Consider the following 24,003-nt stretch of genomic DNA (forward strand, 5'->3'; position numbering starts at 1 on the left):
TCTGTGACAGTGAGGGACGATGGTGGACATGGACAATCCTCAGACGTCGACATCTTCAAGGTCCGATACGGCCCTCGTGGCAGTGGTTGGCACGTTGAACCTGGACCTCGTCGTCCGCACCGACCGCCGGCCACGGGTCGGCGAGACGGTGATGGGCACGAGCTACGTCGAACGACCCGGCGGTAAAGGAGCGAATCAGGCTCTCGCGGCGGCAGACATCGGCCCCACCGCCCTGATCGGTGCAGTGGGCGACGACGACGCGGGTACAACGATGCGCCGGCACCAGGACGCCGCCGGTGTGGACACCCGCCACGTCGTCGAGGTGGCCGGCGCAAGTGGCCGCGCCGTCATCGAGGTCGATGCCGATGGAGACAACAGCATCATCGTCATCTCCGGTGCCAATGATCAGGTCTCGGCGGACCATGTCACCGCTGCGCTCGACGCTCTCGCCCCGCAAGTGGTTCTGACGCAACTGGAATCCCCACGATCGGTGACGGCGGCCGTGGTGGGATGGACCGAAGCCGGCGACTGCCGTTTCATCCTCAACCCCAGCCCGGTCGCCCCGCTGGACAACAACATTTTGGGCGCGGCCGACCCGTTGGTCGTCAACGCGGTGGAGGCCGAGTATTACTGCGGCGACCGGCGGCTCACTGATCCCGGCGACATGGCCCGGCGACTGCTGGAGGTGGCGCGGTCGGTGGTCATCACTCTCGGCGCCCGCGGGGTGGTGGTTGCCACAGGCGGCTCGGTCGAGACATTCGACGTCGAGAAGGTGCACGCACATGACACAACGGGAGCCGGTGACCACTTCGTCGGTTCTCTTGCTGCATACCTGGCCGCGGGATCGGATCTGCAGTCGGCGGCACGCCGGTCCGCAGCCAGGGCGACGGACTACGTCGCTTCCCTCAGGTAGCTCTGCCGCGCGCATGTGCGTCGAAGAGGCGTCGCCGCTGCGGTTTCGGCGATACGTTCGGACCCATCCGGCCAAGGGAGACACATGACGAACACAGTGGTGGTGCGCCGCGAAGGATCGGTCACCACGATCGGCATCAACCGGCCCGAGGTGCGCAACGCCGTCGACGGCGAGACCGCCGCAGCGCTGGCGGACGCCTTTCGCGCGTTTGACGCCGATCCCGACGCCGCGGTCGCGGTACTGCACGGAGAGGGTGGAACCTTTTGCGCCGGTGCAGATCTCAAAGCGGTCGCGACGGGAGACAAGGTCAACCGGGTGGAGCCCGATGGCGACGGCCCGATGGGACCGACCCGGATGCAACTGTCCAAACCGGTGATCGCAGCCATCAGCGGACACGCGGTCGCCGGCGGACTCGAACTGGCCTTGTGGGCCGACATGCGCATAGCCGAGGATGACGCGGTGCTCGGTGTGTTCTGTCGCCGCTGGGGTGTGCCGCTGATCGACGGCGGCACCGTGCGGTTGCCGCGCCTGATCGGCACCTCGCATGCGATGGATCTCATCCTGACCGGACGGGCGGTCTCGGCTTCAGAAGCCCATCAGATCGGCTTGGTGAACAGGGTGGTGCCGCACGGCGAAGCGGTGCGCGCCGCGAAGCATCTCGCGCGCGAGATCGCTGCCTTCCCGCAGACGTGTCTACGTCAGGACCGGCTGTCGGTGATCGAGCAGGAAGGTATGGCAGAGAGAGATGCACTGAGCAATGAGTTCGCGCACGGACTGACGTCGTTGGCAAGCGACACCGTGGCCGGTGCTTCTCGGTTCGCAGGGGGAGCGGGCCGCCATGGCTCGTTCGACAGGGCACAAGACGGCCGCCAGGATGACGTCGATCAGGGATGAACTCCCTGAACCCTTATCCTGGACCGATGAGTCCTTCCATCACCACTGCGGCTGATGTCGAACAGATCGTTCGTGCCCAGGCGACCGCGGCGAAAGCTGCGTCCAGGATGCTGGCCCGACTGACGACCATCCAGAAGAACCAGGTGCTGCATGACGCAGCGGAGGCTCTTCTCGTCCAGACCGATGCCATCCTGGCGGCGAACGCCGACGATGTCGCCCGGGCCGAGGCGGCAGGTGTGGAGGCCAGTCTCATCGACCGCCTGCGTCTGACCGCCGACCGCGTCGAGGGCATCGCCCAGGGCCTGCGGCAAGTCGCCGTTCTGCCCGATCCGATCGGCGACGTCATCCAGGGCAAGACGCTGCCCAACGGGATGCAGTTGCGTCAGGTCCGCGTGCCCCTCGGTGTCGTCGGGATGGTGTATGAGGCGCGGCCCAACGTCACCGTCGACGCATTCGGCATCGCGCTGAAATCGGGTAACGCAGCGCTGCTTCGTGGGTCGTCGTCCGCGGCGGGTTCGAACGCAGAGCTGGTACGCATCCTGCGCGAGACACTGACCGCCGCTGGTGTGCCCGCTGATGCCGTCCAACTGCTCCCGTCCGACGACCGGTCGAGTGTGACCCATCTGATCCGGGCTCGTGGACTGGTCGATGTGGTCATCCCACGTGGCGGGGCCGGGTTGATCAAAGCAGTCGTGGAGAACGCGACCGTGCCGACCATCGAGACCGGTACGGGCAACTGCCACATCTACATTCACGCAGCCGCCGATCTCGACATGGCCGAGGATCTGGTGGTCAACTCCAAGACCCGCCGGCCGAGCGTGTGCAACACCGCCGAGACCGTCTTGGTCGACCGGGCCATCGCGGAGACCGCCCTGCCGCGACTGACCCAGGTCTTGCAGACCTCGGGGGTGACCATCCACGGGGACGAACCGGGCATGGTTCCGGCGACCGAGCAGGACTGGGCCGACGAATACCTCACCCTCGACATCGCTGTGAAGATCGTGGGTGGGATCGACGAGGCGATCGACCACATCGACCGGTACGGCACCAGCCACACCGAGGCCATCGTCACCACGGACCTCGCTGCCGCCGAAGAGTTCACCAACCGCGTCGATGCCGCCGCGGTGATGGTGAACGCGTCCACCGCATTCACCGACGGTGAACAGTTCGGCTTCGGCGCCGAGATCGGTATCTCCACGCAGAAGTTGCATGCCCGTGGACCGATGGGACTTCCGGAACTCACGTCCACGAAGTGGATCGCGTGGGGGAACGGCCAGACGCGGCCTCGCTGACCCGGTGGACGAGCCGGCCGACACCTGATTTTCGATCCTGAGGAGTGACCTGTGGGCGTACAGCCTAGTTTCACCGATGTGCCCGGCGTCCGCGAAACGCTTGCCGGCGTCGGCTATCTCGCCGACGACGCGACCTCCACGTCGGTGTTCCTTGCCGACCGGCTGGGCAAACCGCTCCTGGTCGAGGGACCGGCCGGTGTGGGTAAAACCGAACTCGCGCGCGCCATCTCGCAGTCGACGAACGCCGATCTGGTGCGACTGCAGTGCTATGAGGGCATCGACGAGGCTCGCGCACTGTATGAGTGGAATCACGCCAAGCAGATCCTCGCCATCCAGGCGACAGGGCAGCGCGGATGGGACGAGACGAAAGCCGACATCTTCTCGGACGAGTTCCTCCTGCCCCGGCCGCTGCTGAAAGCGATCTCGCAGCCTGGCCCGACGGTGCTGCTGATCGATGAGGTCGACAAGGCCGACGTCGACATCGAGGGCCTGCTGCTCGAGGTGCTCAGCGACTTCGCGATCACCATTCCGGAGATGGGCACCGTGACCGCCGACCGGCGGCCCATAGTCCTGCTCACCTCCAACGCGACGCGCGAACTGTCCGAAGCCCTCAAACGACGCTGCCTGTACCTGTACATCGACTTCCCCGATGCGGCCCGCGAGCGCGAGATCCTCGCCAGTCGTGTCCCGCAGCTCGCCGAATCCGTCGCGAACGAACTGGTGCGCATCATCGGAGTTCTCCGCACCCTCGACATCCGTAAGAAGCCATCAGTTGCGGAGACGATCGACTGGGCCAACACCTTGCTGGCCCTGGGAGTGGGGGAGAAGCCCGGGTCACGGATCGACGAGGGGGTCATCGCGAAGACCCTCGGCGTGGTCCTCAAACATCGTCCCGACCTCGCCACCGCGCTCAAAGAGCTGAAGTTGAGCTGAGCGCGCCCGTGGATGCCCCGTTCATCAGCCAGCTCACCGGATTCGTGGATGATCTGCGGGTCCGCGGCATCGTCGTCGGACCGGCCAACCTGATCGACGCGGGCCAGGCGACGGCAGTGCTGGATCTGCTCGACCGGGACAGCTTCCGTGAAGGCATGGCGTGCACACTCCTGCACGACAACGGACACCGCCGGGTGTTCGATTCGGTCTTCGACCTCTGGTTCCCGTTGGGCATGGGCGAACGCAGCGGCGTCGACGACGACGCGTTCACGCCTGACGCCGACGGGAACATCGACGTGGACGCGGTGCGTGAACGGCTCGCCGAGTTGCTCGCGGATGACTCACCGCAGGCGCAGGCCGAACTGGCCGCATTCGCGGCGATGGCTGTGGCGCAGCTCGGCAGTTACCGATCCAATCGCGGTCCGGCATTTTCCACGTATCAGGCGATGTCGACGATCAATCCCCAGACCCTCATCGCGCAGATCGCCGCCGCCATGGCAGCCGGCGCGGGAGACGAGACCGCCGGCACCGAACCGCTGTACCGGCGGGCAGCGGCCGACCGGGTACAGAAGTTCAGGTCGTTGATCGAACAGGAGACCAGGCGCCGGATGGCCCAGCGGAACGGCCGCGAGCAGGTCTCGCAGTACGCGGTCCCCAATCTTCCCGAACGGGTCAACTTCCTCTCCGCCGGCGCCGCTGATCTTGCGGAGGTCCGTCGCACCATTGCTCCGCTGGCACGGTTACTGGCGGCGCGCCTCGAGATCCGCAGGCGACGCGCCCACCGTGGGTCGATCGACGTACGCAAAACGCTGCGGGCGTCGATGTCCACCGGAGGCGTACCGATCGACCTGGTGCGCCGCAAACCTCGGCCCGGTCGGCCGGAATTGGTTGTCCTGTGTGATGTCTCGGGCTCGGTGGCTGGGTTCTCGCAGTTCACCCTGCAGCTCGTCTACGCCCTACGCCAACAGTTCTCGAAGGTCAGGGTGTTCGCTTTCGTCGACACCGTGGACGAGGTCACCGAGCATTTCGACGGGCCCGATCTCGACTTTGCGACAGCTGTGCGGGAGATGCTCGCCGGCGCCCGATTGATCACCCGCGACGGCCACTCGGACTACGGTCACGCGTTCGGCGGATTTGCGGACGACCACCTCGATGCCCTCACGCGCCGAGGCGCCCTGCTGATCCTGGGCGACGGGCGCAACAACTACCACGACCCCCAACTCGATGCGCTCACGCGCATGGTCGAAAGCACCCGGCATGCCTATTGGCTCAATCCGGAAGCTGCGGTGAACTGGGACACGGGGGACTCGGTGGCCGGCACCTACTCGGCGGTCATCGAGATGCACGAATGTCGCAACGCCGGTCAACTCGCCAAGGTCATCGCCAACCTGTTGCCGGTCTGATCTGCTGTGGACCTCACACGCTCAGTACACTCAGCCCCTATGCCCGAGATCGCGCCAGACCGACAGCAGCCGCGCGGTCGGCGGATCGGGGTGATGGGCGGCACTTTCGACCCGATCCACAACGGTCACCTGGTGGCGGCGAGCGAGGTTGCCGACCGGTTCGACCTGGACGAGGTCATCTTTGTGCCCACCGGACGACCGTGGCAGAAGAACCGGTCGGACCGGAACGTGAGCCCGCCGGAAGACCGCTATCTGATGACGGTGATCGCCACTGCGGCCAACCCCCGGTTCTCGGTGAGTAGGGTGGACATCGATCGCCACGGGGACACGTACACCGTCGACACCCTTCGCGACCTGCACACACTCAACCCGGACGCGGAGTTGTTCTTCATCACCGGCGCCGACGCGCTGGCGTCGATCCTGTCGTGGCAGAACTGGGAGGGTCTGTTCGAGTTCGCGAGCTTCGTCGGCGTGAGTCGGCCGGGGTATGAACTCGGCGCCGCACATCTCGACCAGCACCTCGACAAGCTGCCGCCCGATACCCTTCATCTGATGGAGATACCGGCGCTGGCCATTTCTTCGACCGATTGCCGGATGCGTGCCGGCACCGGCCGGCCGGTGTGGTATCTCGTTCCCGACGGGGTGGTGCAGTACATCAGCAAGCGAAAGTTATACCAATCGAAAGGCATTCAGTGACAGCGTCATCCGAGGCGGTTTCCATGGCAACCGTGGCCGCCCACGCGGCCGCCGACAAGTTGGCCGCCAACGTCATCGTGATCGACGTGTCCGAACAGCTCGTGATCACCGACTGTTTCGTGATCGCATCGGCCGACAACGAACGTCAGGTCGCGTCGATCGTCGACGAGATCGAAGAAAAGCTCCGCGAGGCCGGCAACAAACCTGTCCGTCGGGAGGGGACCAGAGAAGGCCGCTGGACCCTCCTCGACTACATCGACGTGGTGATCCACGTGCTGCACAACGAGGAGCGCGAGTTCTACGCCCTCGAACGGCTGTGGAAAGACTGCCCGATCATCGAGATCCCCGGAATCGAATCCACTGCGGAAGCCGGTGACAGCGATCGGGGTGACCTTGGTGAATGAGTCGATTCGGCCGGACGGCCACGACTCGAGCGTCGAACGGATGACCCCGGTTGTACGACGACTGCTTCTCCTGCGCCACGGTCAGACCGACTACAACGCAGGCAGCCGCATGCAGGGACAACTCGACACCGACCTGTCCGAACTCGGAGTTCGGCAGGCCGCTGCGGCGGCGAAAGTGTTGGCTTCCCGCGGCCCACGGTTGATCATCTCCTCGGATCTGCGGCGGGCCCGCGACACCGCGGCTGCCCTTGCCGATCAGGTGGGCATGGAGGTTGCCACCGATCGTCGTCTGCGTGAAACGCATCTCGGTGAGTGGCAGGGTCTGACCCACCATGAAGTGGATGCCCAGATGCCCGGGGCCCGCAAGGTGTGGCGCGACGATGCCTCATGGCGACCGCCCGGTGGCGAGAGTCGCACCGATGTGGCCCAGCGCAGCATGCCGGTGGTCGACGAACTCGTGGCCGAGTTGGGGGACTGGGGGCGCGGCGACGACGCGGATGCCCCCGTGGTCCTGGTGGCTCACGGCGGTGTCATCGCTGCGATGACGGCGGGCCTGCTGCGGTTGCCGGTGAGCCACTGGCCCGTCCTCGGGGGTCTCGCCAACACGAGTTGGGTCCAGCTGAGCGGTCACGGCGCCGACGACGAGACCACGTGGCGGCTCGATGTGTGGAACGCGTCGGCCGAGGTCGCCGACGACGCAGTGCAGTGACCTGTTGATGAGTTCAAGCGACGGCATCTCGCCGAGTCGACCGCCGGTCCGCGACAGCCTGCTGGTCCTGTCCGACTCGCTGGCCTACTACGGGCCCACCGGTGGTCTACCTGCCGATGACCCCCGGATCTGGCCGGTCCTGGCGGCCGATCGCCTGGATCTGCGTCTGGAGTTGTTCGGGCGCATCGGCTGGACCAGCCGTGACGTGTGGTGGGCCCTCACCCAGGACCCGCGCATCTGGTCGGCGGTTCCGAGGGCCAAGGCCGTGGTGTTCGCCTTCGGCGGGATGGATTCGTTGCCGTCACCACTTCCGACGGCGCTCCGTGAGCAGATTCGGTACATCCGTCCTCCTGCCCTGCGCCAGCAGGTCCGCAACGCATACGGGTGGCTGCAACCGCGACTCTCGCCGCTCGGATGGCCGTTGGCGCTGCCGCCCGCGTTGACCACCGACTACCTGACGAAGATTTACCAGGCGCTGGTCGCAATACGCCCCGACCTGCCGGTGGTCGCCTGCCTGCCGTCCACCCATCGGAGTCCGTACTACGGGAACGTACATGCCGGGCGACCGAAAACCGTTGGCGCGATCACTGATTGGGCAACGCAGGCGCAGGTGCCCCTGGTCGACCTGTTGGAGCCGACGGCACGCCATTTCGACCACGGTGAAGGCAACCCGGACGGGATCCACTGGGGGTTCGGCTGTCATCGGGAGGTGGCCGACCTGGTGGGCGATGCCGTCGCCGCCGCGACCGCGACTAGCGTGGCACTGTGACCGTCACCATCGTCACCGACTCGTCGGCCCGCCTGCCCGCGCCGATCCGCGAGCGGTACCGCATCGAGCAAGTACCCATGCATGTGCTGACCGCCGATCAGGATCTGCTCGAGGATGTCGACGACATCGGCCCGAACATCTTCAACGATCCGCAGACCACCACGTCCGGCGTCTCCCCGGCCGATCTCGAGGCCGCCTATGAGAAGGCGGTCGACCTCAGTGACGGCGACGGCGTGATCGCCGTACATCTGTCGCGTCGGTTCAGCGGGACATGGGGCTCGGCGAGACTGGCGGCCGAGAAGTTCCAGGGCCGCATCCGAGTGGTCGATTCCCGCACCGTGGGTCTGGGGGTCGGGTTTGCGGCGATCGCCGCCGCGCAGACCGCGGAGACCGGCGCCGACATGGACCGGGCGTATGAGGCAGCGATCCGGGTGGGGTCCACCACGGAGTGTCTGCTGTGTGTACAACAACTCGAGAACCTGCGGTCGAGTGGTCGCATCGGTGCCACCACCCGCCTGTTCGCCTCGGCCCTGGCGATCAAGCCGATACTTCGGGTGGTCGATGGCACGCTGGCGCTCAAGGAAAAACAGCGAACCATGTCCAAGGCGATCGCCAAGATGATCGACACGGCCGTGGACGTCGCCGAACGCCGTCCCATCACGCTGGGTGTACAGCATTGCGACGCACCCGAATTGGCCGAGCAGATCATCGACTCCCTGCAGTCCAAGCTCACCATCACCTCGCTGGTGCAATCCGACCTCGGGCCCGTGTTGTCGCGACATGTGGGCAGCGGTGCGGTGGGGATCGCTGTGACAACGTCGCTCGACCACATCGATGTCGACTGACTTTGTCAACACTCGCCGGGTTGTCCACAGCACCGCATTGCCGGGTGACTTTCTGATCTGAACGCAGAGGTCTGCCTCCTACCGTTCGGGTATGAGAAGCAACCTGGACCGGTTGACGGCGTCGCCGACCGCGTCGGACACGCCTGAACCATCCGTCCCGGTGGCAGAACCGATGGCCCCTGCGTGGCTCGGTTCGGCGCAGTGGATGCACGACAACCCTGATTCGCCCGATGGCGGTGGCGATGCCCCGCCGGCGGGTGCGGCCGGCGGCGCACGTGGTCACTGGACCGATGACCCCGACGACCTCGATGTCGGACCGCTGCGACGGCGGTGGCGTTCGACCCCGGCAGCGGCGATCGGGTTGGTGGCGGTCGGAGTCGTGGCAACTCTGATCGCGTTGTACACCGCGTTCGCCGGGCCCGACGCGGGATCAGAGGTCCCCGTCACCTTCCCGGAATCGGCGGGTGTCCCGGCCCCGATGGACACTGCACCACCGCCGTCGAGCGCTGCGCCCCCGGCGGAACTGGTGGTGAGCGTGGTCGGTTTGGTACACCGTCCCGGATTGGTCCGGTTACCTCCGCAAGCTCGTGTCGCCGACGCCATCGACAAGGCAGGGGGAGCGAAGCCGAACGCAGATCTGTTGAGCCTCAACCTGGCTCAGCCGCTTCGGGACGGCGATCAGGTGCTGGTCGGTTTCACCGATCCGGCGGGAGGCTTTCAGATGCGCAGTGCCGTCGTCGCGGTGGACGGCGCCGGGAGTCCGCCGGCCGCTGCCGGCACCGCACCATCCGGGCCCGGTCCGGCAGGAACGGCCGATGGGGCGGGCACGGTGAACCTGAACACGGCGACCGAAGCCGAGCTGGACACGCTACCCGGGGTGGGCCCGGTCACCGCGGCCGCGATCATCGCGTGGCGGCAGGCCCACGGGAGCTTCACCTCGGTCGATCAGCTGGCCGAAGTCGACGGGATCGGTCCCGCCCGCCTGGAGAAACTGAAGGACAAGGTCACGGTGTGAACGGCACCGACGTCCGGGCGCCCACGTCGGTGGGTCTCGACGTGCGGCTGGTGCCCGCGGCAGTCGGAGCGTGGACCATGACGGTCGTGGGGATTGTTGGCCCCCTTGGCATCACGGTTGCGGCGAGCGTATCGGCCAGTGTGGTCGCGCTCGTGGCGGTCGCTTGGACGGCACGCGGATCTCGGCTGCTGGTTCTGCCTGTGGTGTTGGGGGTCGCCGGAACCATGGCCGGATTCGGGTGGGCGCTGGTGGTGCGTCAGCACCAACTGGCCGAGCACCCGCTGGCGGCCGAGTCGATGCGCGGAAGCAAGACAACCATGACCCTTCGGGTGTCAGACGACCCGCGCATCATCGCCGGCACCGATCGGGTGGTGCTCGCGGTCGATGTGGTGTCGGTGCGGGGCCGGGATGTCGCCGACACGGCGGCGACCGTGCTGGGCCCGATGGACGGATGGTCCGGTCTTGTTCCGGGACAGACACTCTCGACTGTCGCCAAGGTGTCGGCGCCGCGGCGCCCGGACCTCACCGTGGCCACGCTGACCGTCTCCGCACCGCCCAGCCGGGTGCGTGCGCCGCCCTGGTATCAGCGCGCCGGAGCAGAGGTCCGGACCCGGTTCCAGGAGACGGCCTCACGGGCACTGGGTACCCCGGAATCGGGATTGGTGCCCGGAATGGTGCTGGGGGACATCTCGACTCTGGACGAAGACCTCAAGACCGCATTTCGAACGTGCGGGCTGTCGCACCTCACGGCTGTGTCGGGCGCCAACTTTGCGATCATCATCGGTGCTCTGCTCCTGGCCGTGCGAGCGGTGGGTGCCGGGCCCCGCCTGTCGGTGACTGTGATCGCCTGCGCCATCGTGGTTTTTGTGCTGCTGGTCCGACCGAGTCCGAGTGTGGTGCGGGCAGCTGTGATGGGTGCGGTGGGACTGCTCGCATTGCTGGTCAGGCGACGGGCGCAGGCGATGCCTGCGCTGTGTACGGCCATCGTTGTGCTGTTGCTGATCTGGCCCGCCTTTGCCGTCCATCCGGGATTCATGCTGTCGGTCGCGGCAACCGCTGGGCTGATCGTGATGGCACCGCCGATCGTGGATTGGCTTCGACATCACCGCGTTCCGGGTGGTCTCGCCGAAGTGTTGGCCGTCGCCGTCGCGGCGCAGGTGGTCACCCTTCCGATCGTCGTGATGATCAGCGGTCAGATCAGCCTCGTGGCGATCGCCGCGAACATCGCGGTGACCCTGGCGGTCCCGCCCATCACCGTGCTGGGTACGGCCTCTGCGGCACTGGTGGTGCTCTGCCCGCCGCTGGCAACGTTGCTGGTCCGGTTCGTCGGTCCGGCCCTGTGGTGGATGGTGGTGGTGGCCGAGCAGATGAGTTCTCTTCCGATGGCCACGATCACTCTGTGGTGACCTGTCGTCGGTCTCTGGCACGATGGCCGGGTGAGCAGTGTGCATCTGGTGTTGGGCGACGACGAGTTCCTCTGTGAGCGGGCAACCGCGGGCATCGTTGCCGCCGTCAGGGGGGCGGTCGACAATCCCGGCGATATCCCGGTGACGCGGCTGCGCGCCGGAGATGCGACCGAACACGAACTCGCAGAACTGCTCAGTCCGTCGTTGTTCGCCGAAGACCGCATCGTGATCCTGGAGGCCGCCGGTGAAGCCGGGAAGGAACCGGCCAAGCTGGTCACCGAAGTGGCAGCGAGTCCACCTGAAGGCGTCACGCTGGTGGTGGTCCATTCAGGATCGGGGCGTGCGAAATCCATGGTCGCTGCCCTGCGGAAGTCGGGTGTCGAAGAACACGACTGCGCTGCGCTCAAACCATCGGCGCGAGCGGATTTCGTCCGCAACGAGTTACGCAGTCACGGGGTGAAGGCGGGCTCCGACGTCATCGAGAAGATTTTGGATTCGGTACGGGCAGACCTGCGCGAGCTGGCTGCAGCGTGCAGTCAGCTGGCCGCCGACACCGGGGGCAAGGTGGATGTGGCCGCGGTTGCCCGCTACTACTCGGGTCGCCCGGAGATCACCGGCTTCGAAGTCGCAGACAAGGCGGTCACCGGTGACCGGCCAGGAGCGCTGGAATCGTTGCAGTGGGCTCATCATCACGGTGTTCCGCACGTTCTGCTCGCCGATGCGTTGGCCGAAGCGGTGCATGCGATCGCCCGGGTTCGCGGTATCGGCAGGATGGATCAGTATTCGGCTGCGTCCGAACTGGGCATGCCGCCGTGGCGGGTGAAGAAGGTGCAGGGCCAGGCGTCGGCATGGGACTCGGTGTCCATCGCGAAGGCCATGACCGTGGTGGCAACTTTGAACGGCGAGGTGAAAGGTCAAGCCGCCGATGCGGATTACAGTCTGCAACGCGCGGTGGCCGCGGTCGCCGATCTGCGTCCCTCTCGTCGTCGCTGACAGCGCCCACCGGCCAGAAACTTCTGGAGCGATCCGGGGTGAGGCATGCGAGGCGGCAGGTGATCAGACGACGCTCACCCCGACGACCGCGTGGGGGATCGTCGGGGTGAGCGAGGTATCAAAAGTTCAGTTGTGCCCGGTTATCGGGCGGGCTCGATCAGAGCTTGTTGAGCGAGACAGCCATCGCCGATTTCTTGTTGGCTGCCTGGTTGGCGTGGATGACGCCCTTGCTCGCGGCCTTGTCGAGCTTCTTGCTGGTGCTGACCAGCAGCTCGGAAGCCTTGTCCTTCTCGCCGGCTGAGACAGCCTCCCGGAAGGAGCGAATCGCGGTCCGCAGCGACGACTTCACCGACTGGTTGCGCAGCCGTGCGCTGTCGTTGGTTTTGTTCCGCTTGATCTGCGACTTGATGTTTGCCACGCGTGTGTTTTCCTTAGCTCAGCGATACGGGTTTTGGTGTCAGCACCAGCGCACTACGTTACCAGCCGGCCCGGTGTGCACCCAAATCGCAGCGGCGCAGGTAGCGGATACCGCAGGCAAGACTGCCAACACCAGCCACTTACGGCACGATGTTCACATGAGTGCGGCAACTGCAGCAGGGTCAAAGCGCGCCGTGGCCACTCGTGCCACCGGTACCAAGGTGTCAGCCGAGACCACGACGGGCAAGAGGAAGCCGGCAAAGGTGGCCGGGCCGAAAGGCAACGGTTCCAAGCCGCCGGCCAAGAAGACCGCGGCGAAGGGCGCTGCGAAGCCGAGCGGCATCTTCAACGGCTACGCCGCGGGCCCTTATGACGGCGCGTTCGACGAGATGTTCGACGACAACGGCGAGGTTCGCGGACCGTACCGGGGGATCCACAAGTCCCTGGGCAGTTACGACGGTGCCGACCTCGACACCCGCGTCGACGCTCTCGGTCGGGCCTTCATCGATCAGGGCATCACGTTCTCGCTGTCGGGGCAGGAGCGCCCCTTCCCGCTCGACGTGGTTCCCCGAGTCATCTCGGCAGGTGAATGGGCCAAGCTCGAACGCGGAATCACCCAGCGGGTCAAAGCCCTGGAGATGTTCCTCGACGACATCTACGGCGAGCAGGAGATCCTGCGCGACGGGGTCGTTCCCAAACGGCTGATCACCTCATGTGAGCACTTCCATCGCCAGGCGGTGGGTATCAGGCCTCCCAACGGGGTTCGTATCCACGTCGCCGGCATCGACCTGATCCGCGACGAGCACGGTGACTTCCGGGTGCTCGAGGACAACCTGCGCTCGCCATCGGGTGTGTCGTACGTGATGGAGAACCGTCGCACCATGGCCAGGGTGTTCCCGGATCTGTTTGCCTCACACCGGGTCCGGGCTGTCGGCGACTACTCGACCCACCTGCTCCGGGCCCTGCGGGCGTCGGCGGCATTCAACGAGGCCGACCCGAACGTCGTTGTCCTCACCCCCGGAGTGGCGAACTCCGCGTACTTCGAGCACTCGCTGTTGGCCAGGCAGATGGGTGTGGAATTGGTGGAGGGCCGCGACCTCTTCTGCCGCGACAACGTGGTGTACATGCGAACCACGGAGGGGGAGCAGCGAGTAGACGTGATCTACCGCCGCATCGACGACGACTTCCTCGACCCGATGCAGTTCCGTCCCGACTCCATGCTGGGCGTCGCCGGACTGCTCAACGCGGCACGTGCCGGCAACGTGGTGATCTCCAGTGCCGTCGGCAACGGGGTCGGTGACGACAAGCTCACGTACACCTACGTTCCCGAGATCATCGAGTACTACCTGGGCGAGAAGCCCAGCCTCGGCAACGTCGACACCTTGCGTTGCTGGCTCGACGACGAGCGCGAGGAGGTGCTCGACCGGATCGACGAACTCGTGGTGAAACCCGTTGAGGGATCAGGGGGTTACGGCATCGTCTTCGGTCCTGATGCGACATCGGAGGAACTGGACGTGCTGGCCCGCAAGGTCAGACTCGACCCTCGTGGCTGGATCGCGCAGCCGGTGGTGCAGCTCTCGACGGTGCCCACCAAGATCGGTGGCAAACTGGCGCCGCGTCACGTGGATCTGCGTCCCTTTGCCGTCAACGATGGCGAGTCGGTGTGGGTGCTGCCCGGCGGGCTGACCCGGGTGGCGCTCCCGGAAGGCAGTCTGGTGGTCAACTCGAGCCAGGGTGGTGGCTCCAAGGACACCTGGGTTCTCGCGACCCGCACCTCGGGTGAAGAGCGCGAACTCTCAGGCGACGAACTAGTCCGGAGCCAAGACCTCAGGGCTCCGAGTACTCCCACCGAGCAGGGGCCGGACACGGCCGCCATGCAGGATCAGCAACAACAGCAGCAACAGCAGGCGGGTGTGACCGGTCGACACAGTCAGATCCAGAGTCAGGGTCCGACCGGTCAGACGCAGAGCCAGTCGATGTCGCAGCAGGGTGGTGCCCGCCGATGATGCTCGCACGCAACGCCGAATCCCTGTACTGGATCGGACGCTACGTAGAACGCGCCGACGACACAGCCCGGATCCTCGATGTGGCGGTACACCAATTGCTCGAGGACGCCACGGTTGATCCCGACGGCCGGTGTCGACTGGTCTTGCAGGTGTTGGGGATGGAGTTGCCTCCCGCCGATGTGGAACTGGATGCCTGGTCGTTGACCGACCGGGTCGCCTACTCGAAGAAGGAACCAGGCTCCATCGTCGACAGCGTGGGTCAGGCCCGGGAAAATGCAAGGGGCGCACGCGAAGTCACGTCGAGTGAGATGTGGGAATGTCTCAACACCACCTACAACGGCCTGGGTGACGCCGAGCGGGCGTCGCGCAAGCTGGGGCCGTACGAGTTCCTGTCCTTCGTCAAGAACCGGGCGGCCATGTTCGCCGGACTGGCCGACGCCACCCTCAGCCACGACGACGGTTATCGCTACCTCCTGCTCGGCCGATCGGTCGAGCGTGTGGACATGACCATCCGGATGTTGCTGTCGCGCGCAGGTGACAGGTCGGGGTCACCGGCGTGGGTGACGGTGCTGCGGTCCGCGGGTGCACACGACACCTACCTACGGACCTACCGGGGCGCCCTCGATGCGACCCGGGTGGTCGAGTTCCTGCTCCTCGACCGGCTGTTCCCGCGATCGGTGTTCCACGCGATCAGCCTGGCCGAACGGCAATTGATCGAGCTCGACAACCGGCCGAGCCGGGTGGGCGCGCAGGCCGAGGCGCAACGTCTCCTGGGCCGGGCACGAAGCGGGCTCGAGTTCATGCAGCCAGGAATGTTGTTGGACGACTTGCAGACCCGGTTGCTCGATCTGCAGGAGACGTGCCGCGAGGTCAGCGAGGCCGTGACGGCCCAGTACTTTCACGTGTCGCCGTATGTCGCGTGGGCGGATACGGCCGCAAGCGATTCGGTCGACCGATTCATCGAGGAGAGTGAGCTGTGAGCTGGCGATTGCGGGTCGTGCATTCGACGGGATTTGCCTACAACGCCCCGGTCACCTCTTCGTACAACGAGGCCCGGCTGACGCCCCGGAGCGATACCCGGCAGAACGTGATCATCAACCGCGTGGAGACGATCCCCGCGACGAGGTCATACCGGTACACCGACTACTGGGGGACCGCGGTCACCGCCTTCGACCTGCATGCTCCTCACGAGGAACTCGAGGTGTCGGGCCTGTCGGTGGTCGAAACCGAGCCCGACGCAATGCCTTCGGACGACGAATTGCTCGACTGGGAATCGCTGCACCACGACTCGGTGATCGACCGATATGACGAGGTGCTGAGCAACACCGGATACGTACCGGTGAGCAGGCAGCTCGGTCAGGTGGCCAAACGCCTCACCAAGGGGCTCACCCCTCAAGAGGCTGTGCTCGCCGTGTGCCAATGGGTGCACACCGAGATGGAGTACGTTCCCGGCACCACCGGCGTCCACACCTCCGCGGTCGAGGCCTGGAAAGAAAAGAAAGGCGTCTGCCAGGATTACGCGCACCTGTCCTTGGTGATGTTGCGCAGCCTCGGCATCCCGTCGCGCTATGTGTCCGGCTACCTGCACCCGAGCAGGTCGGCAGTCATCGACCGCACGGTCGAGGGGCAGAGTCATGCGTGGGTCGAGGCCTGGACCGGCGGGTGGTGGGGGTACGACCCCACCAACGACCTCGCGATCTCCGAGCAGCATGTGTCGGTCGGTGTGGGCCGCGACTACTCTGACGTGCCTCCGCTCAAGGGGATCTACACAGGCGCGGGCGCCAAGGACCTCGAGGTGAAGGTAGAGATCACCCGTTTGGCGTGATCGCCACCCATTCGCTCGCTGTGCACCAAACCCTCGGTGTGCGGCCGTTCCGGTGTCACAGTCGTGCAATGACCACTGCAGCAAAGCGATCCGTTGTCCCGTTTGTTGTCAGCGCAACCGGTAGCGGGGTCGCGCAACGTCTTGTCACCGGCGGATCGGCTCACGAGTTCCACACCGATGCGTACCCAGCGTTCGGCGGTGAGGACAAGGCCCCGAGCCCGTTGTTCTACGCTCTCGGCGCACTGACGTCGTGCAACCAGGTCACCGCGTCGCTGGTTGCCAAGGACCTCGGGATCACGTTGGGCGAGTTCACGTTCGAGGTGCAAGGCGATCTCGACACCGCAGTCCTCGTGCAAGGCGCCGAAGGTGACGCCAACTTCGACAAGGTCACCGTGTCGGCCGTGGTCGAATCAGACGCAAACGAGCAACAATTTGCCGAGTTCGTCGCCGAAACCGAACGACGGTGCCCGGTCTCGCAGCTCTTCGTGCGCAGCGGTCTCGAGTTCGTCAACAATTGGACGCAGGCGCCGCTGTCCTGAGTCAGACGTGGGTGGCCGGATTCAACGCCACCCGTACCGGTCTCGCAGAACTGTTGCGATCCGGTCGAATTGGCCTCGATCGACGATCGCACCCTCGCGGCGGATGGCGTTTTCGGGCACCGTGAGCACCCGGTCGAGCCGGGCGAAGCTCTCGCGGTGGGCGCTGTCCCAATCCCCGGTCCCGATGCTCATCCAGTTCGCGTCGTCGCGCCGGTGCTCTTGACTGGACAGCATGAGTCCGAGGAGAGCGGGTCCCTCCCGTCCGACAACCACGACCGGACGGTCCTTACCTCGACCTGGATCATCTTCGAACTCGACCCAGGTCCACACCACCTCGCCGGGATCGGCTGCGCCGTCGAGGCGGGGAGAGTAAGCGATCTCCCGCGCGTGTGTGGCCGTCGGAGACGTGCGCGTCACCCGGTTCCCGTGCGGTGAGGGCGCAGATTCCCGGCCGGGGCCTGTGGCTGCAGAGCGGGTGAGTTCGCGCACCACGCGCGGCCCGTGTCGACGGATCAACGACATCGCCATCTGCCCCAAGGTGCCTGCCACGCCGTCAGCCTATCGAGAAGAAGTCGAGCACCTCGGTGGCGATCAGCCGCGGCGCGCCTGACCGATCGGGTTTGAGGTCGTGGCCGACCTTGGGAAGATCGAGGAATCGGGTCGGTGACGGGATCATCGCGATGGCGGCGGTCAGCTCGTCTGTGGTGCCGAACGGGTCGGTGGCGCCGTGGGCCACCAGTACCGGCTTGGTGATGGAGGGCAGGTGATCGGTGCGCATCTTCTCCGGTCGTCCGGGTGGGTGCAGCGGGTACGAGGTCAGCAACAGTCCATCGGCGATGTCAGGGTTCTCGGCCACCGTCATCGAGGCCTGGCGTCCTCCGTAAGAATGCCCCCCGACGATCAGGGGGCCGGCAGCCTGATCGCGGAAGGCGTCACACGCCGCGGCTATCCCTGCGCGGTCGCCTGCCGCGCCGGACGGATGCGGCGGGCCCTTGGGCCGTTTCTGACGGTAGGGCAGGTCGATGCGGGCGACAGCGATCCGGCGGTCGCACAATTCCTCGGCGATGCGGCGCAGGATCACCGCATTGTGGTCACCGCCCGCACCGTGCGCGAGCACGACCACGGCGAGCGGGTCGCCATCGGGCCGATGCAATGCGCCGGCCACACCTTCTGACTGCCACTCCTCGACGCTCACGTCCTGAACATTAGCGTCGAGACCGCCGATGGATGGTCGATGTGCCTGCGCATGAGAAACTGGACGGGTATCTCGGCCACTGCAAGGAGTGAGTTCAATTCCCAGGCTTTCCGACACCACGTTCACCGATCCCGCGAAGATCCGGAATTTCTGCATCATCGCTCACATCGACCACGGCAAGTCGACGTTGGCGGACCGGATGTTGCAGGTCACCGGTGTGGTCGAGGGGCGCGACATGCGGGCGCAGTATCTGGACCGGATGGACATCGAACGTGAGCGCGGCATCACGATCAAGGCCCAGAACGTTCGGCTGCCCTGGAACGTGGACGGCACCGACTACGTGATGCACCTGATCGACACCCCCGGCCACGTGGACTTCACCTATGAGGTGTCACGTGCACTGGAAGCGTGTGAAGGCGCAGTGTTGCTCGTCGACGCGGCCCAGGGCATCGAGGCTCAAACCTTGGCCAACCTGTACCTGGCGCTGGACAAGGACCTGACGATCATCCCGGTCCTGAACAAGATCGACCTGCCGGCCGCCGACCCCGACCGTTACGCAGCCGAGATCGCTCACATCATCGGCTGTGAACCCGACGACGTCCTGAGGGTCTCGGGCAAGACCGGCGTCGGCGTCACGGAGCTGCTCGACGAGGTGGTGCGGCTGATCCCGGCTCCGGTCGGCGATTCCGACGCCCCGCCCCGCGCGATGATCTTCGACTCGGTCTACGACACCTATCGCGGCGTCGTCACGTACGTCCGTGTGGTGGACGGCAAGATCGTGCCCCGCGAGAAGATCAAGATGATGTCCACCGGCACCACCCACGAACTGCTCGAGGTCGGCATTGTCTCGCCGGACCCGAAGCCGTCCAAGGGGCTGGGCGTCGGTGAGGTGGGCTATCTGATCACCGGTGTGAAAGACGTCCGCCAGTCCAAGGTCGGTGACACCATCACCTCTGCGCGTCATGGAGCGGAGACCCCGCTGACGGGCTACCGCGAGCCACGGCCGATGGTCTACTCCGGTCTCTACCCGGTGGACGGGTCCGATTACCCGGTCCTGCGAGAAGCCCTCGACAAGCTGCAGCTCAACGACGCCGCACTGGCGTACGAGCCAGAGACGTCGGTGGCGTTGGGGTTCGGTTTCCGTTGCGGCTTCCTCGGGTTGCTGCACATGGAGATCAGCCGCGAACGACTCGAACGGGAATTCGGCCTGAACCTGATCTCCACCGCACCGAACGTGGTGTACCGCGTGGAGATGGAGGACGGCACCGAGCACATCGTCACGAACCCGTCCGATTGGCCGGATGGCAAGGCGCGCAACATCTTCGAACCGATCGTGAAGACGACGGTGATCGCGCCGAGCGAGTTCGTCGGTTCGATCATGGAACTGTGCCAGTCCCGGCGTGGCGAACTCGGCGGGATGGACTATCTGTCCGAGACCCGCGTGGAACTGCGATACACCCTGCCGATGGCCGAGATCATCTTCGACTTCTTCGATTCGCTCAAGTCTCGTACCCGCGGCTACGCCAGCCTCGACTACGAGGAAGCAGGCGAGCAGGTGTCGAGCCTGGTGAAGGTGGACATCCTCCTGCAGGGTGAAGCCGTCGACGCCTTCAGTGCGATCGTCCACAAGGACGGCGCCGCCGCGTACGCCACCAAGATGACAACCAAGCTCAAGGAACTCATTCCCCGCCAGCAGTTCGAGGTTCCCATCCAGGCAGCGATCGGCGCCAAGATCATTGCGCGCGAGAATATTCGGGCGATCCGCAAAGACGTCTTGGCCAAGTGCTACGGCGGCGACATCAGCCGTAAGCGCAAGCTGCTCGAGAAGCAGAAAGAAGGCAAGAAGCGGATGAAGACGATCGGCCGGGTGGAGGTCCCGCAAGAGGCGTTTGTGGCTGCACTGTCGTCGGATGCGTCGAGCGACAAACCCAAGGGCAAATAAGGCCGCAGGGAATCAGGACCGAAAGTCAAGCACCGCAGTACCATCGGGCCATGCCCTCTAACCCGGTCCTGGCCCGAAGTCCCCATCTGCACGGTCTGCCCGACTTCCCGTCGTTCACCGACGACGACTTCGTGCCCGCCTTCGAAGAGGCGATGGCCGAGCACCTGCGTGAGGTGGAGAAGATCGCCGGCGCTCGCGCCGAACCGACCTTCGCCAACACCATCGAGGCACTCGAACGCAGCGGGCAGGCGCTGGCGCGGGCGGCAGGCATCTTCTTCAACCTCACCGGTGCCGACACCAACCCCAAGCGCAATGCGATCGCCACCGAGCTCGCACCGAAGCTCACCGCGCACGGCAACGCCATCGCACTGCACGCCGGCTTGTTCGCCAGGATCGACACGTTGTTCCAGAACCGCGACGGCCTCGGTCTGGACGAGCCATCGCTGCGTTTGCTCGAACGGCGCCATCGCGACGCGATCCGCGCCGGGGCCGGTCTCGACGCCGACGGCCAGGCCCGGATGCGGCAGATCTCCGAGCGCCTTGCCACCCTCACGACCGAGTTCGGTCAGCGAATACTGAACGACAGCAACGACTCTGCGGTGCTCGTCGACGACGTGGGCAAGCTCGCCGGTTTGTCCGACGGCCAGATCGCGGCTGCGCGCCGCGCCGCGCAGGATGCAGGACACGACACCGGGTATCTCCTCACCCTCGAATTGCCGTCGAGCCAATCCGCTCTCGCCGTGCTGGAGGATCGCGACACCCGGATCCGGCTGTACGAGGCGTCGGTGAACCGCTGTTCGCGTGACAACAACAACGACACCCGGGCACTCATCCTCGACATCGTCCGTCTTCGTGCCGAACGGGCACGTCTACTGGGTTATCGCGACCACGCCGAGTATGTGATCGCGGAAGAGACCGCTCCGAGTCCCGAGGCCGTCGAGGAACTGCTGAGAGACCTGATCGCGTCGGCCATGCGGGCAGGGGGGCGCGAGCTCACCACCATCACCGAGACCGTCGGCACCGACATAGGTCCGGCGGATCTCACGTATTGGCTTGCGCGGCAGGAAGAACAGCGTGCTGCGGTCTCGTTGAGCGGGCTGTCGGACTACCTCGAACTCGACAGCGCGCTTGCCAATGGAGTGTTCTACGCCGCCGGCCGACTCTATGGTCTGCGGTTCGTCGAGTTGGACAACGTGCCCACGTATCACCCTGATGTCCGCGTCTGGCAGGTGTTCGACCGCACCAACACCTCGATCGGATTGTTCCTCGGCGACTTCTTCGCCCGCCCGAGCAAGCGGGGTGGCGCCTGGATGAACAACTTCATCGATCAGAGCCTGCTGCTCGAGTCCCGTCCGGTGATCGTGAACGTACTCAATCTGACAAAACCCGATGAAGGTGAGAAGTGTCTGCTCACCATGGACCAGCTGACCACACTCTTCCACGAGTTCGGCCACGCACTGCACGGCCTGCTGTCGGCGGTGCGGTACCCGTCGCAATCGGGGACGTCGGTCCCTCGCGACTTCGTCGAGTTCCCGTCACAGGTGAACGAGATGTGGGCGCTGCACCCAGAGGTTTTGCGACAGTACGCAAAACACCACGAGACCGGACAACCCATCCCTGATGACCTCGCCGATGCCGCCAGGGCAAGCGCGGACGTCGAGTCGGCCCACGGCACCATCGAGTACCTGGCGGCCGCGATCCTCGACATGGCCTGGCATCGGGTGACCGTCGAGGATGACATCGACGACGTCGAGGCCTTCGAGAGGGCGGCACTCGCCAACGCCGGTGCCGCGGCCGACCTCATCCCGCCGCGATACCGCAGCGCCTATTTCAATCACATCTTCGGCGGCGGATATTCGGCCGGCTACTACTCGTACATCTGGTCCGAGGTCCTCGACGCCGAGACCGAACAGTGGTTCCTCTCCGGCGGTGGCCTGTCTTCGGATCTGGGCGCCCGGTTCGCCGAGACGACCCTTTCTCGAGGCGACAGCGTGGACCCCATTGCCGCGCACCAGGAACTCCTGGGCCGTCCCGCCGAGATCGAACCCCTGCTGCGTCGGCGCGGTCTGCTACCGGCCTGAGACCAGCACGCCCGCCGCGATCGCGGCCAGTGCCGACTCGGCGGCGCGTTCGGCATCGACCTTCTTCAGCGGCCTTGTCGAGGTGAGGAACTGATAGTAGAGCGGTGCTGACACCTGCCGGATCGCAGCTGCGGCGTCTGTGCCGGCGGGCGCTTCCCCACGGGCGATCCCCTCGAGCACACACGGTGCCCATTCGGCGACGCGGGTGTCGTAGAAATGCGCCAGTGCGTCGGCGGTGCGCGCGTCGCAGGTCGCTGCAGCGATGATCGCCTTGAACAACGGACCTTGACGCTTGTCCGACAGGGTCTTTCGCACCAGTGCGGCATTGGCGTGCAGGTCGGCGGACAGGGTGCCGGTGTCTGCCCGCGGCACGGATTCGGCGGCCATCTCCGACAACAGGTCTGCCACCAGGCCGGGCGCCGAACCCCACCGGCGATACACGGTGGTCTTGCCCACACCGGCACGACTGGCCACGTCGGTGAGGTCGAGGCCGGGTAGGCCTGATTCGGCGAGTACATCTCCGGTCGCACGGAGAACCGAAGCGCGGACCGCCGCCGTTCGGCCTCCTGGTCTGACCATCCCTGGCTCAGTCATGCCAAGAGTGTAACGGGAACGCCGTTTCATTAACCGAACTGTCGTGCTACCTTCATTAAAGGAACAAAAGTCCCGTTAAGGAGGAAGATCGTGGAGTATCGGCGCGTGGGTAATTCAGGACTGGTGGTGTCCGAACTGAGTTTCGGCGCAGGCACATTCGGCGGCGCGGGCGAACTCTTCGGAGCTTGGGGCGACACCGATGTCACCCAGGCCCGGAGGATCGTCGACATGTGTCTGGAGGCGGGCATCACCCTCTTCGACACAGCAGACGTCTACTCCGCCGGAGCCTCGGAGGAGGTTCTGGGCGCGGCGATCGAAGGGCGCCGAGACGATGTGCTCATCTCCACGAAGGCGAGCTTGCCGATGGGAGACGGGCCGTCCGACCACGGGTCGTCGCGATCGCGGTTGATCGGTGCCGTCGAGCGCGCGCTCACGCGGCTGCGGACCGACCGGATCGATCTGTTCCAGCCGCACGCCTACGACTCGAGTACGCCGATCGACGAGGTGCTCAGCACCCTCGACCTCCTTCAGCAGCAGGGCAAGATCCGGTACACGGGTGTCTCGAACTTTTCGGGGTGGCAACTGATGAAGTCTCTCGGAATTGCTGACCGCCAGCGCTATTCGCGGTACGTCGCGCACCAGGTCTACTATTCGCTGGTCGGGCGGGACTACGAATGGGAACTGATGCCGCTCGCCGCTGACGAAGGCGTCGGCGCCATCGTGTGGAGCCCACTCGGCTGGGGCAGGCTGACCGGACGTATCCGACGGGGCGAACCCCTGCCGGAAGGAAGCCGGTTGCACGCGACCGCCGATGCGGGCCCGCCCGTCGACGACGAGCTGCTCTTCGACATCGTTGATGCGCTCGCCGACGTCGCAGCCGAGACCGGGCACACGGTCGCGCAGGTCGCTCTCAACTGGTTGTTGCGCCGACCGACCGTCTCCTCGGTGATCGTCGGCGCTCGCAACGAGCAGCAGCTTCGCGACAACCTGGGTGCAGTGGGTTGGCGCCTCGACGCCGAACAGATCGCCCGGCTCGACGCGGTCAGTGTTCGCGAGGCGCCCTACCCCTACTTTCCGTATCACCGGCAGGAGGGGTTCGCCCGACTCAACCCGCCGATGGTCTGATCGCCGC

General features: G+C 65.7%; 24 protein-coding genes. 20 read left to right on the forward strand and 4 right to left on the reverse strand.

Annotated elements, in window-relative coordinates:
• The first annotated feature begins 28 nt into the window (after positions 1-28).
• From ACVWY6_RS05240 to holA, 13 genes are all read left to right on the forward strand, one after another.
• Positions 29-913 carry a ribokinase gene (locus ACVWY6_RS05240; RefSeq protein WP_457536507.1) on the forward strand — a complete coding sequence of 295 codons (885 nt, stop codon included), beginning with the start codon at positions 29-31 and terminating at the stop codon, positions 911-913.
• 84 nt (positions 914-997) lie between these two features.
• Positions 998-1,807 carry a crotonase/enoyl-CoA hydratase family protein gene (locus ACVWY6_RS05245; protein WP_457536509.1) on the forward strand — a complete coding sequence of 270 codons (810 nt, stop codon included), beginning with the start codon at positions 998-1,000 and terminating at the stop codon, positions 1,805-1,807.
• Positions 1,804-3,099, forward strand: coding sequence for a glutamate-5-semialdehyde dehydrogenase (locus ACVWY6_RS05250; RefSeq protein WP_457536510.1), 1,296 nt, complete (start codon positions 1,804-1,806; stop codon positions 3,097-3,099). The genes ACVWY6_RS05245 and ACVWY6_RS05250 overlap by 4 nt, the downstream gene beginning before the upstream one ends.
• A gap of 51 nt (positions 3,100-3,150) precedes the next feature.
• Positions 3,151-4,032 carry an AAA family ATPase gene (locus ACVWY6_RS05255; protein ID WP_457536512.1) on the forward strand — a complete coding sequence of 294 codons (882 nt, stop codon included), beginning with the start codon at positions 3,151-3,153 and terminating at the stop codon, positions 4,030-4,032.
• An 8-nt stretch (positions 4,033-4,040) separates the two neighbouring features.
• Entirely contained in the window at positions 4,041-5,435 is a 1,395-nt protein-coding gene (locus ACVWY6_RS05260; protein WP_457536513.1) for a vWA domain-containing protein, read from the forward strand.
• Between the two features lie 39 nt (positions 5,436-5,474).
• The gene (gene nadD, locus ACVWY6_RS05265; RefSeq protein WP_062799765.1) at positions 5,475-6,131 is read left to right on the forward strand and encodes a nicotinate-nucleotide adenylyltransferase; all 657 of its coding nucleotides are present in this window, start codon (positions 5,475-5,477) and stop codon (positions 6,129-6,131) included.
• Positions 6,128-6,535, forward strand: a complete 408-nt coding sequence (rsfS, locus tag ACVWY6_RS05270) for a ribosome silencing factor (protein ID WP_023954034.1) — start codon at positions 6,128-6,130, stop codon at positions 6,533-6,535. The genes nadD and rsfS overlap by 4 nt, the downstream gene beginning before the upstream one ends.
• A gap of 40 nt (positions 6,536-6,575) precedes the next feature.
• Entirely contained in the window at positions 6,576-7,244 is a 669-nt protein-coding gene (locus tag ACVWY6_RS05275; RefSeq protein ID WP_051406300.1) for a histidine phosphatase family protein, read from the forward strand.
• A gap of 7 nt (positions 7,245-7,251) precedes the next feature.
• Complete coding sequence (octT, locus tag ACVWY6_RS05280) at positions 7,252-8,013, forward strand: diglucosylglycerate octanoyltransferase (protein ID WP_457536516.1); 762 nt, start codon at positions 7,252-7,254, stop codon at positions 8,011-8,013.
• Complete coding sequence (locus ACVWY6_RS05285; protein ID WP_457536518.1) at positions 8,010-8,858, forward strand: DegV family protein; 849 nt, start codon at positions 8,010-8,012, stop codon at positions 8,856-8,858. Before octT ends, ACVWY6_RS05285 begins: the two co-directional genes overlap by 4 nt.
• 91 nt (positions 8,859-8,949) lie before the next feature.
• A complete protein-coding gene (locus ACVWY6_RS05290; protein WP_457536520.1) occupies positions 8,950-9,873 on the forward strand; it encodes a helix-hairpin-helix domain-containing protein in 924 nt (307 codons plus the stop codon).
• The gene (locus ACVWY6_RS05295) at positions 9,870-11,279 is read left to right on the forward strand and encodes a ComEC/Rec2 family competence protein (protein WP_457536521.1); all 1,410 of its coding nucleotides are present in this window, start codon (positions 9,870-9,872) and stop codon (positions 11,277-11,279) included. The genes ACVWY6_RS05290 and ACVWY6_RS05295 overlap by 4 nt, the downstream gene beginning before the upstream one ends.
• Before the next feature lie 30 nt (positions 11,280-11,309).
• A complete protein-coding gene (gene holA / locus ACVWY6_RS05300) occupies positions 11,310-12,272 on the forward strand; it encodes a DNA polymerase III subunit delta (protein WP_030171945.1) in 963 nt (320 codons plus the stop codon).
• 157 nt (positions 12,273-12,429) lie between these two features.
• Here the strand turns inward: holA and rpsT are convergent, their stop codons facing one another.
• The gene (gene rpsT / locus ACVWY6_RS05305) at positions 12,430-12,690 is read right to left on the reverse strand and encodes a 30S ribosomal protein S20 (RefSeq protein WP_023954022.1); all 261 of its coding nucleotides are present in this window, start codon (positions 12,688-12,690) and stop codon (positions 12,430-12,432) included.
• A gap of 157 nt (positions 12,691-12,847) precedes the next feature.
• On the opposite strand from rpsT, the gene ACVWY6_RS05310 reads away from it, so the two are divergent.
• From ACVWY6_RS05310 to ACVWY6_RS05325, 4 genes are all read left to right on the forward strand, one after another.
• Positions 12,848-14,695: a circularly permuted type 2 ATP-grasp protein gene (locus ACVWY6_RS05310; protein ID WP_457536524.1), complete on the forward strand. Its 1,848-nt coding sequence runs from the start codon at positions 12,848-12,850 to the stop codon at positions 14,693-14,695.
• The gene (locus tag ACVWY6_RS05315) at positions 14,695-15,675 is read left to right on the forward strand and encodes an alpha-E domain-containing protein (RefSeq protein ID WP_457536907.1); all 981 of its coding nucleotides are present in this window, start codon (positions 14,695-14,697) and stop codon (positions 15,673-15,675) included. Before ACVWY6_RS05310 ends, ACVWY6_RS05315 begins: the two co-directional genes overlap by 1 nt.
• Entirely contained in the window at positions 15,672-16,520 is an 849-nt protein-coding gene (locus ACVWY6_RS05320) for a transglutaminase family protein (RefSeq protein WP_023954018.1), read from the forward strand. The genes ACVWY6_RS05315 and ACVWY6_RS05320 overlap by 4 nt, the downstream gene beginning before the upstream one ends.
• 68 nt (positions 16,521-16,588) lie before the next feature.
• A complete protein-coding gene (locus ACVWY6_RS05325) occupies positions 16,589-17,059 on the forward strand; it encodes an OsmC family protein (RefSeq protein WP_457536526.1) in 471 nt (156 codons plus the stop codon).
• Between the two features lie 21 nt (positions 17,060-17,080).
• Here ACVWY6_RS05325 and ACVWY6_RS05330 read toward each other — a convergent pair whose 3' ends face one another.
• Both ACVWY6_RS05330 and ACVWY6_RS05335 read right to left on the reverse strand, forming a co-directional pair.
• A complete protein-coding gene (locus ACVWY6_RS05330; RefSeq protein WP_457536909.1) occupies positions 17,081-17,587 on the reverse strand; it encodes a type II toxin-antitoxin system PemK/MazF family toxin in 507 nt (168 codons plus the stop codon).
• A 25-nt stretch (positions 17,588-17,612) separates the two neighbouring features.
• Positions 17,613-18,254, reverse strand: coding sequence for an alpha/beta hydrolase family protein (locus ACVWY6_RS05335; protein ID WP_457536528.1), 642 nt, complete (start codon positions 18,252-18,254; stop codon positions 17,613-17,615).
• 79 nt (positions 18,255-18,333) lie between these two features.
• Here ACVWY6_RS05335 and lepA point away from each other — a divergent pair, with 79 nt between their 5' ends.
• Positions 18,334-20,196 (forward strand): translation elongation factor 4, encoded by a 1,863-nt coding sequence (gene lepA / locus ACVWY6_RS05340; protein WP_033335880.1) that lies wholly within the window; start codon positions 18,334-18,336, stop codon positions 20,194-20,196.
• 50 nt (positions 20,197-20,246) lie between these two features.
• Entirely contained in the window at positions 20,247-22,277 is a 2,031-nt protein-coding gene (locus ACVWY6_RS05345) for a M3 family metallopeptidase (RefSeq protein ID WP_457536530.1), read from the forward strand.
• Here the strand turns inward: ACVWY6_RS05345 and ACVWY6_RS05350 are convergent.
• Positions 22,266-22,871 (reverse strand): TetR/AcrR family transcriptional regulator C-terminal ligand-binding domain-containing protein, encoded by a 606-nt coding sequence (locus ACVWY6_RS05350; RefSeq protein ID WP_457536532.1) that lies wholly within the window; start codon positions 22,869-22,871, stop codon positions 22,266-22,268. The genes ACVWY6_RS05345 and ACVWY6_RS05350 overlap by 12 nt on opposite strands.
• Before the next feature lie 90 nt (positions 22,872-22,961).
• Here ACVWY6_RS05350 and ACVWY6_RS05355 point away from each other — a divergent pair, with 90 nt between their 5' ends.
• Positions 22,962-23,996, forward strand: coding sequence for an aldo/keto reductase (locus ACVWY6_RS05355; protein ID WP_457536534.1), 1,035 nt, complete (start codon positions 22,962-22,964; stop codon positions 23,994-23,996).
• Positions 23,997-24,003 lie beyond the last annotated feature (7 nt).

The sequence above is a fragment of the Williamsia sp. R60 genome, from assembly GCF_054063855.1.

Bases quoted from the DNA above. Each gene is read 5' to 3' on its own strand.
- ACVWY6_RS05240 (WP_457536507.1), top strand. From the start codon at position 29: ATGGACAATCCTCAGACGTCGACATCTTCAAGGTCCGATACGGCCCTC.
- ACVWY6_RS05245 (WP_457536509.1), top strand. From the start codon at position 998: ATGACGAACACAGTGGTGGTGCGCCGCGAAGGATCGGTCACCACGATC.
- ACVWY6_RS05250 (WP_457536510.1), top strand. From the start codon at position 1,804: ATGAACTCCCTGAACCCTTATCCTGGACCGATGAGTCCTTCCATCACC.
- nadD (WP_062799765.1), top strand. From the start codon at position 5,475: ATGCCCGAGATCGCGCCAGACCGACAGCAGCCGCGCGGTCGGCGGATC.
- ACVWY6_RS05275 (WP_051406300.1), top strand. From the start codon at position 6,576: ATGACCCCGGTTGTACGACGACTGCTTCTCCTGCGCCACGGTCAGACC.
- octT (WP_457536516.1), top strand. From the start codon at position 7,252: ATGAGTTCAAGCGACGGCATCTCGCCGAGTCGACCGCCGGTCCGCGAC.
- ACVWY6_RS05290 (WP_457536520.1), top strand. From the start codon at position 8,950: ATGAGAAGCAACCTGGACCGGTTGACGGCGTCGCCGACCGCGTCGGAC.
- ACVWY6_RS05310 (WP_457536524.1), top strand. From the start codon at position 12,848: ATGAGTGCGGCAACTGCAGCAGGGTCAAAGCGCGCCGTGGCCACTCGT.
- ACVWY6_RS05315 (WP_457536907.1), top strand. From the start codon at position 14,695: ATGCTCGCACGCAACGCCGAATCCCTGTACTGGATCGGACGCTACGTA.
- ACVWY6_RS05325 (WP_457536526.1), top strand. From the start codon at position 16,589: ATGACCACTGCAGCAAAGCGATCCGTTGTCCCGTTTGTTGTCAGCGCA.
- ACVWY6_RS05330 (WP_457536909.1), bottom strand. From the start codon at position 17,587: ATGGCGATGTCGTTGATCCGTCGACACGGGCCGCGCGTGGTGCGCGAA.
- ACVWY6_RS05345 (WP_457536530.1), top strand. From the start codon at position 20,247: ATGCCCTCTAACCCGGTCCTGGCCCGAAGTCCCCATCTGCACGGTCTG.
- ACVWY6_RS05350 (WP_457536532.1), bottom strand. From the start codon at position 22,871: ATGACTGAGCCAGGGATGGTCAGACCAGGAGGCCGAACGGCGGCGGTC.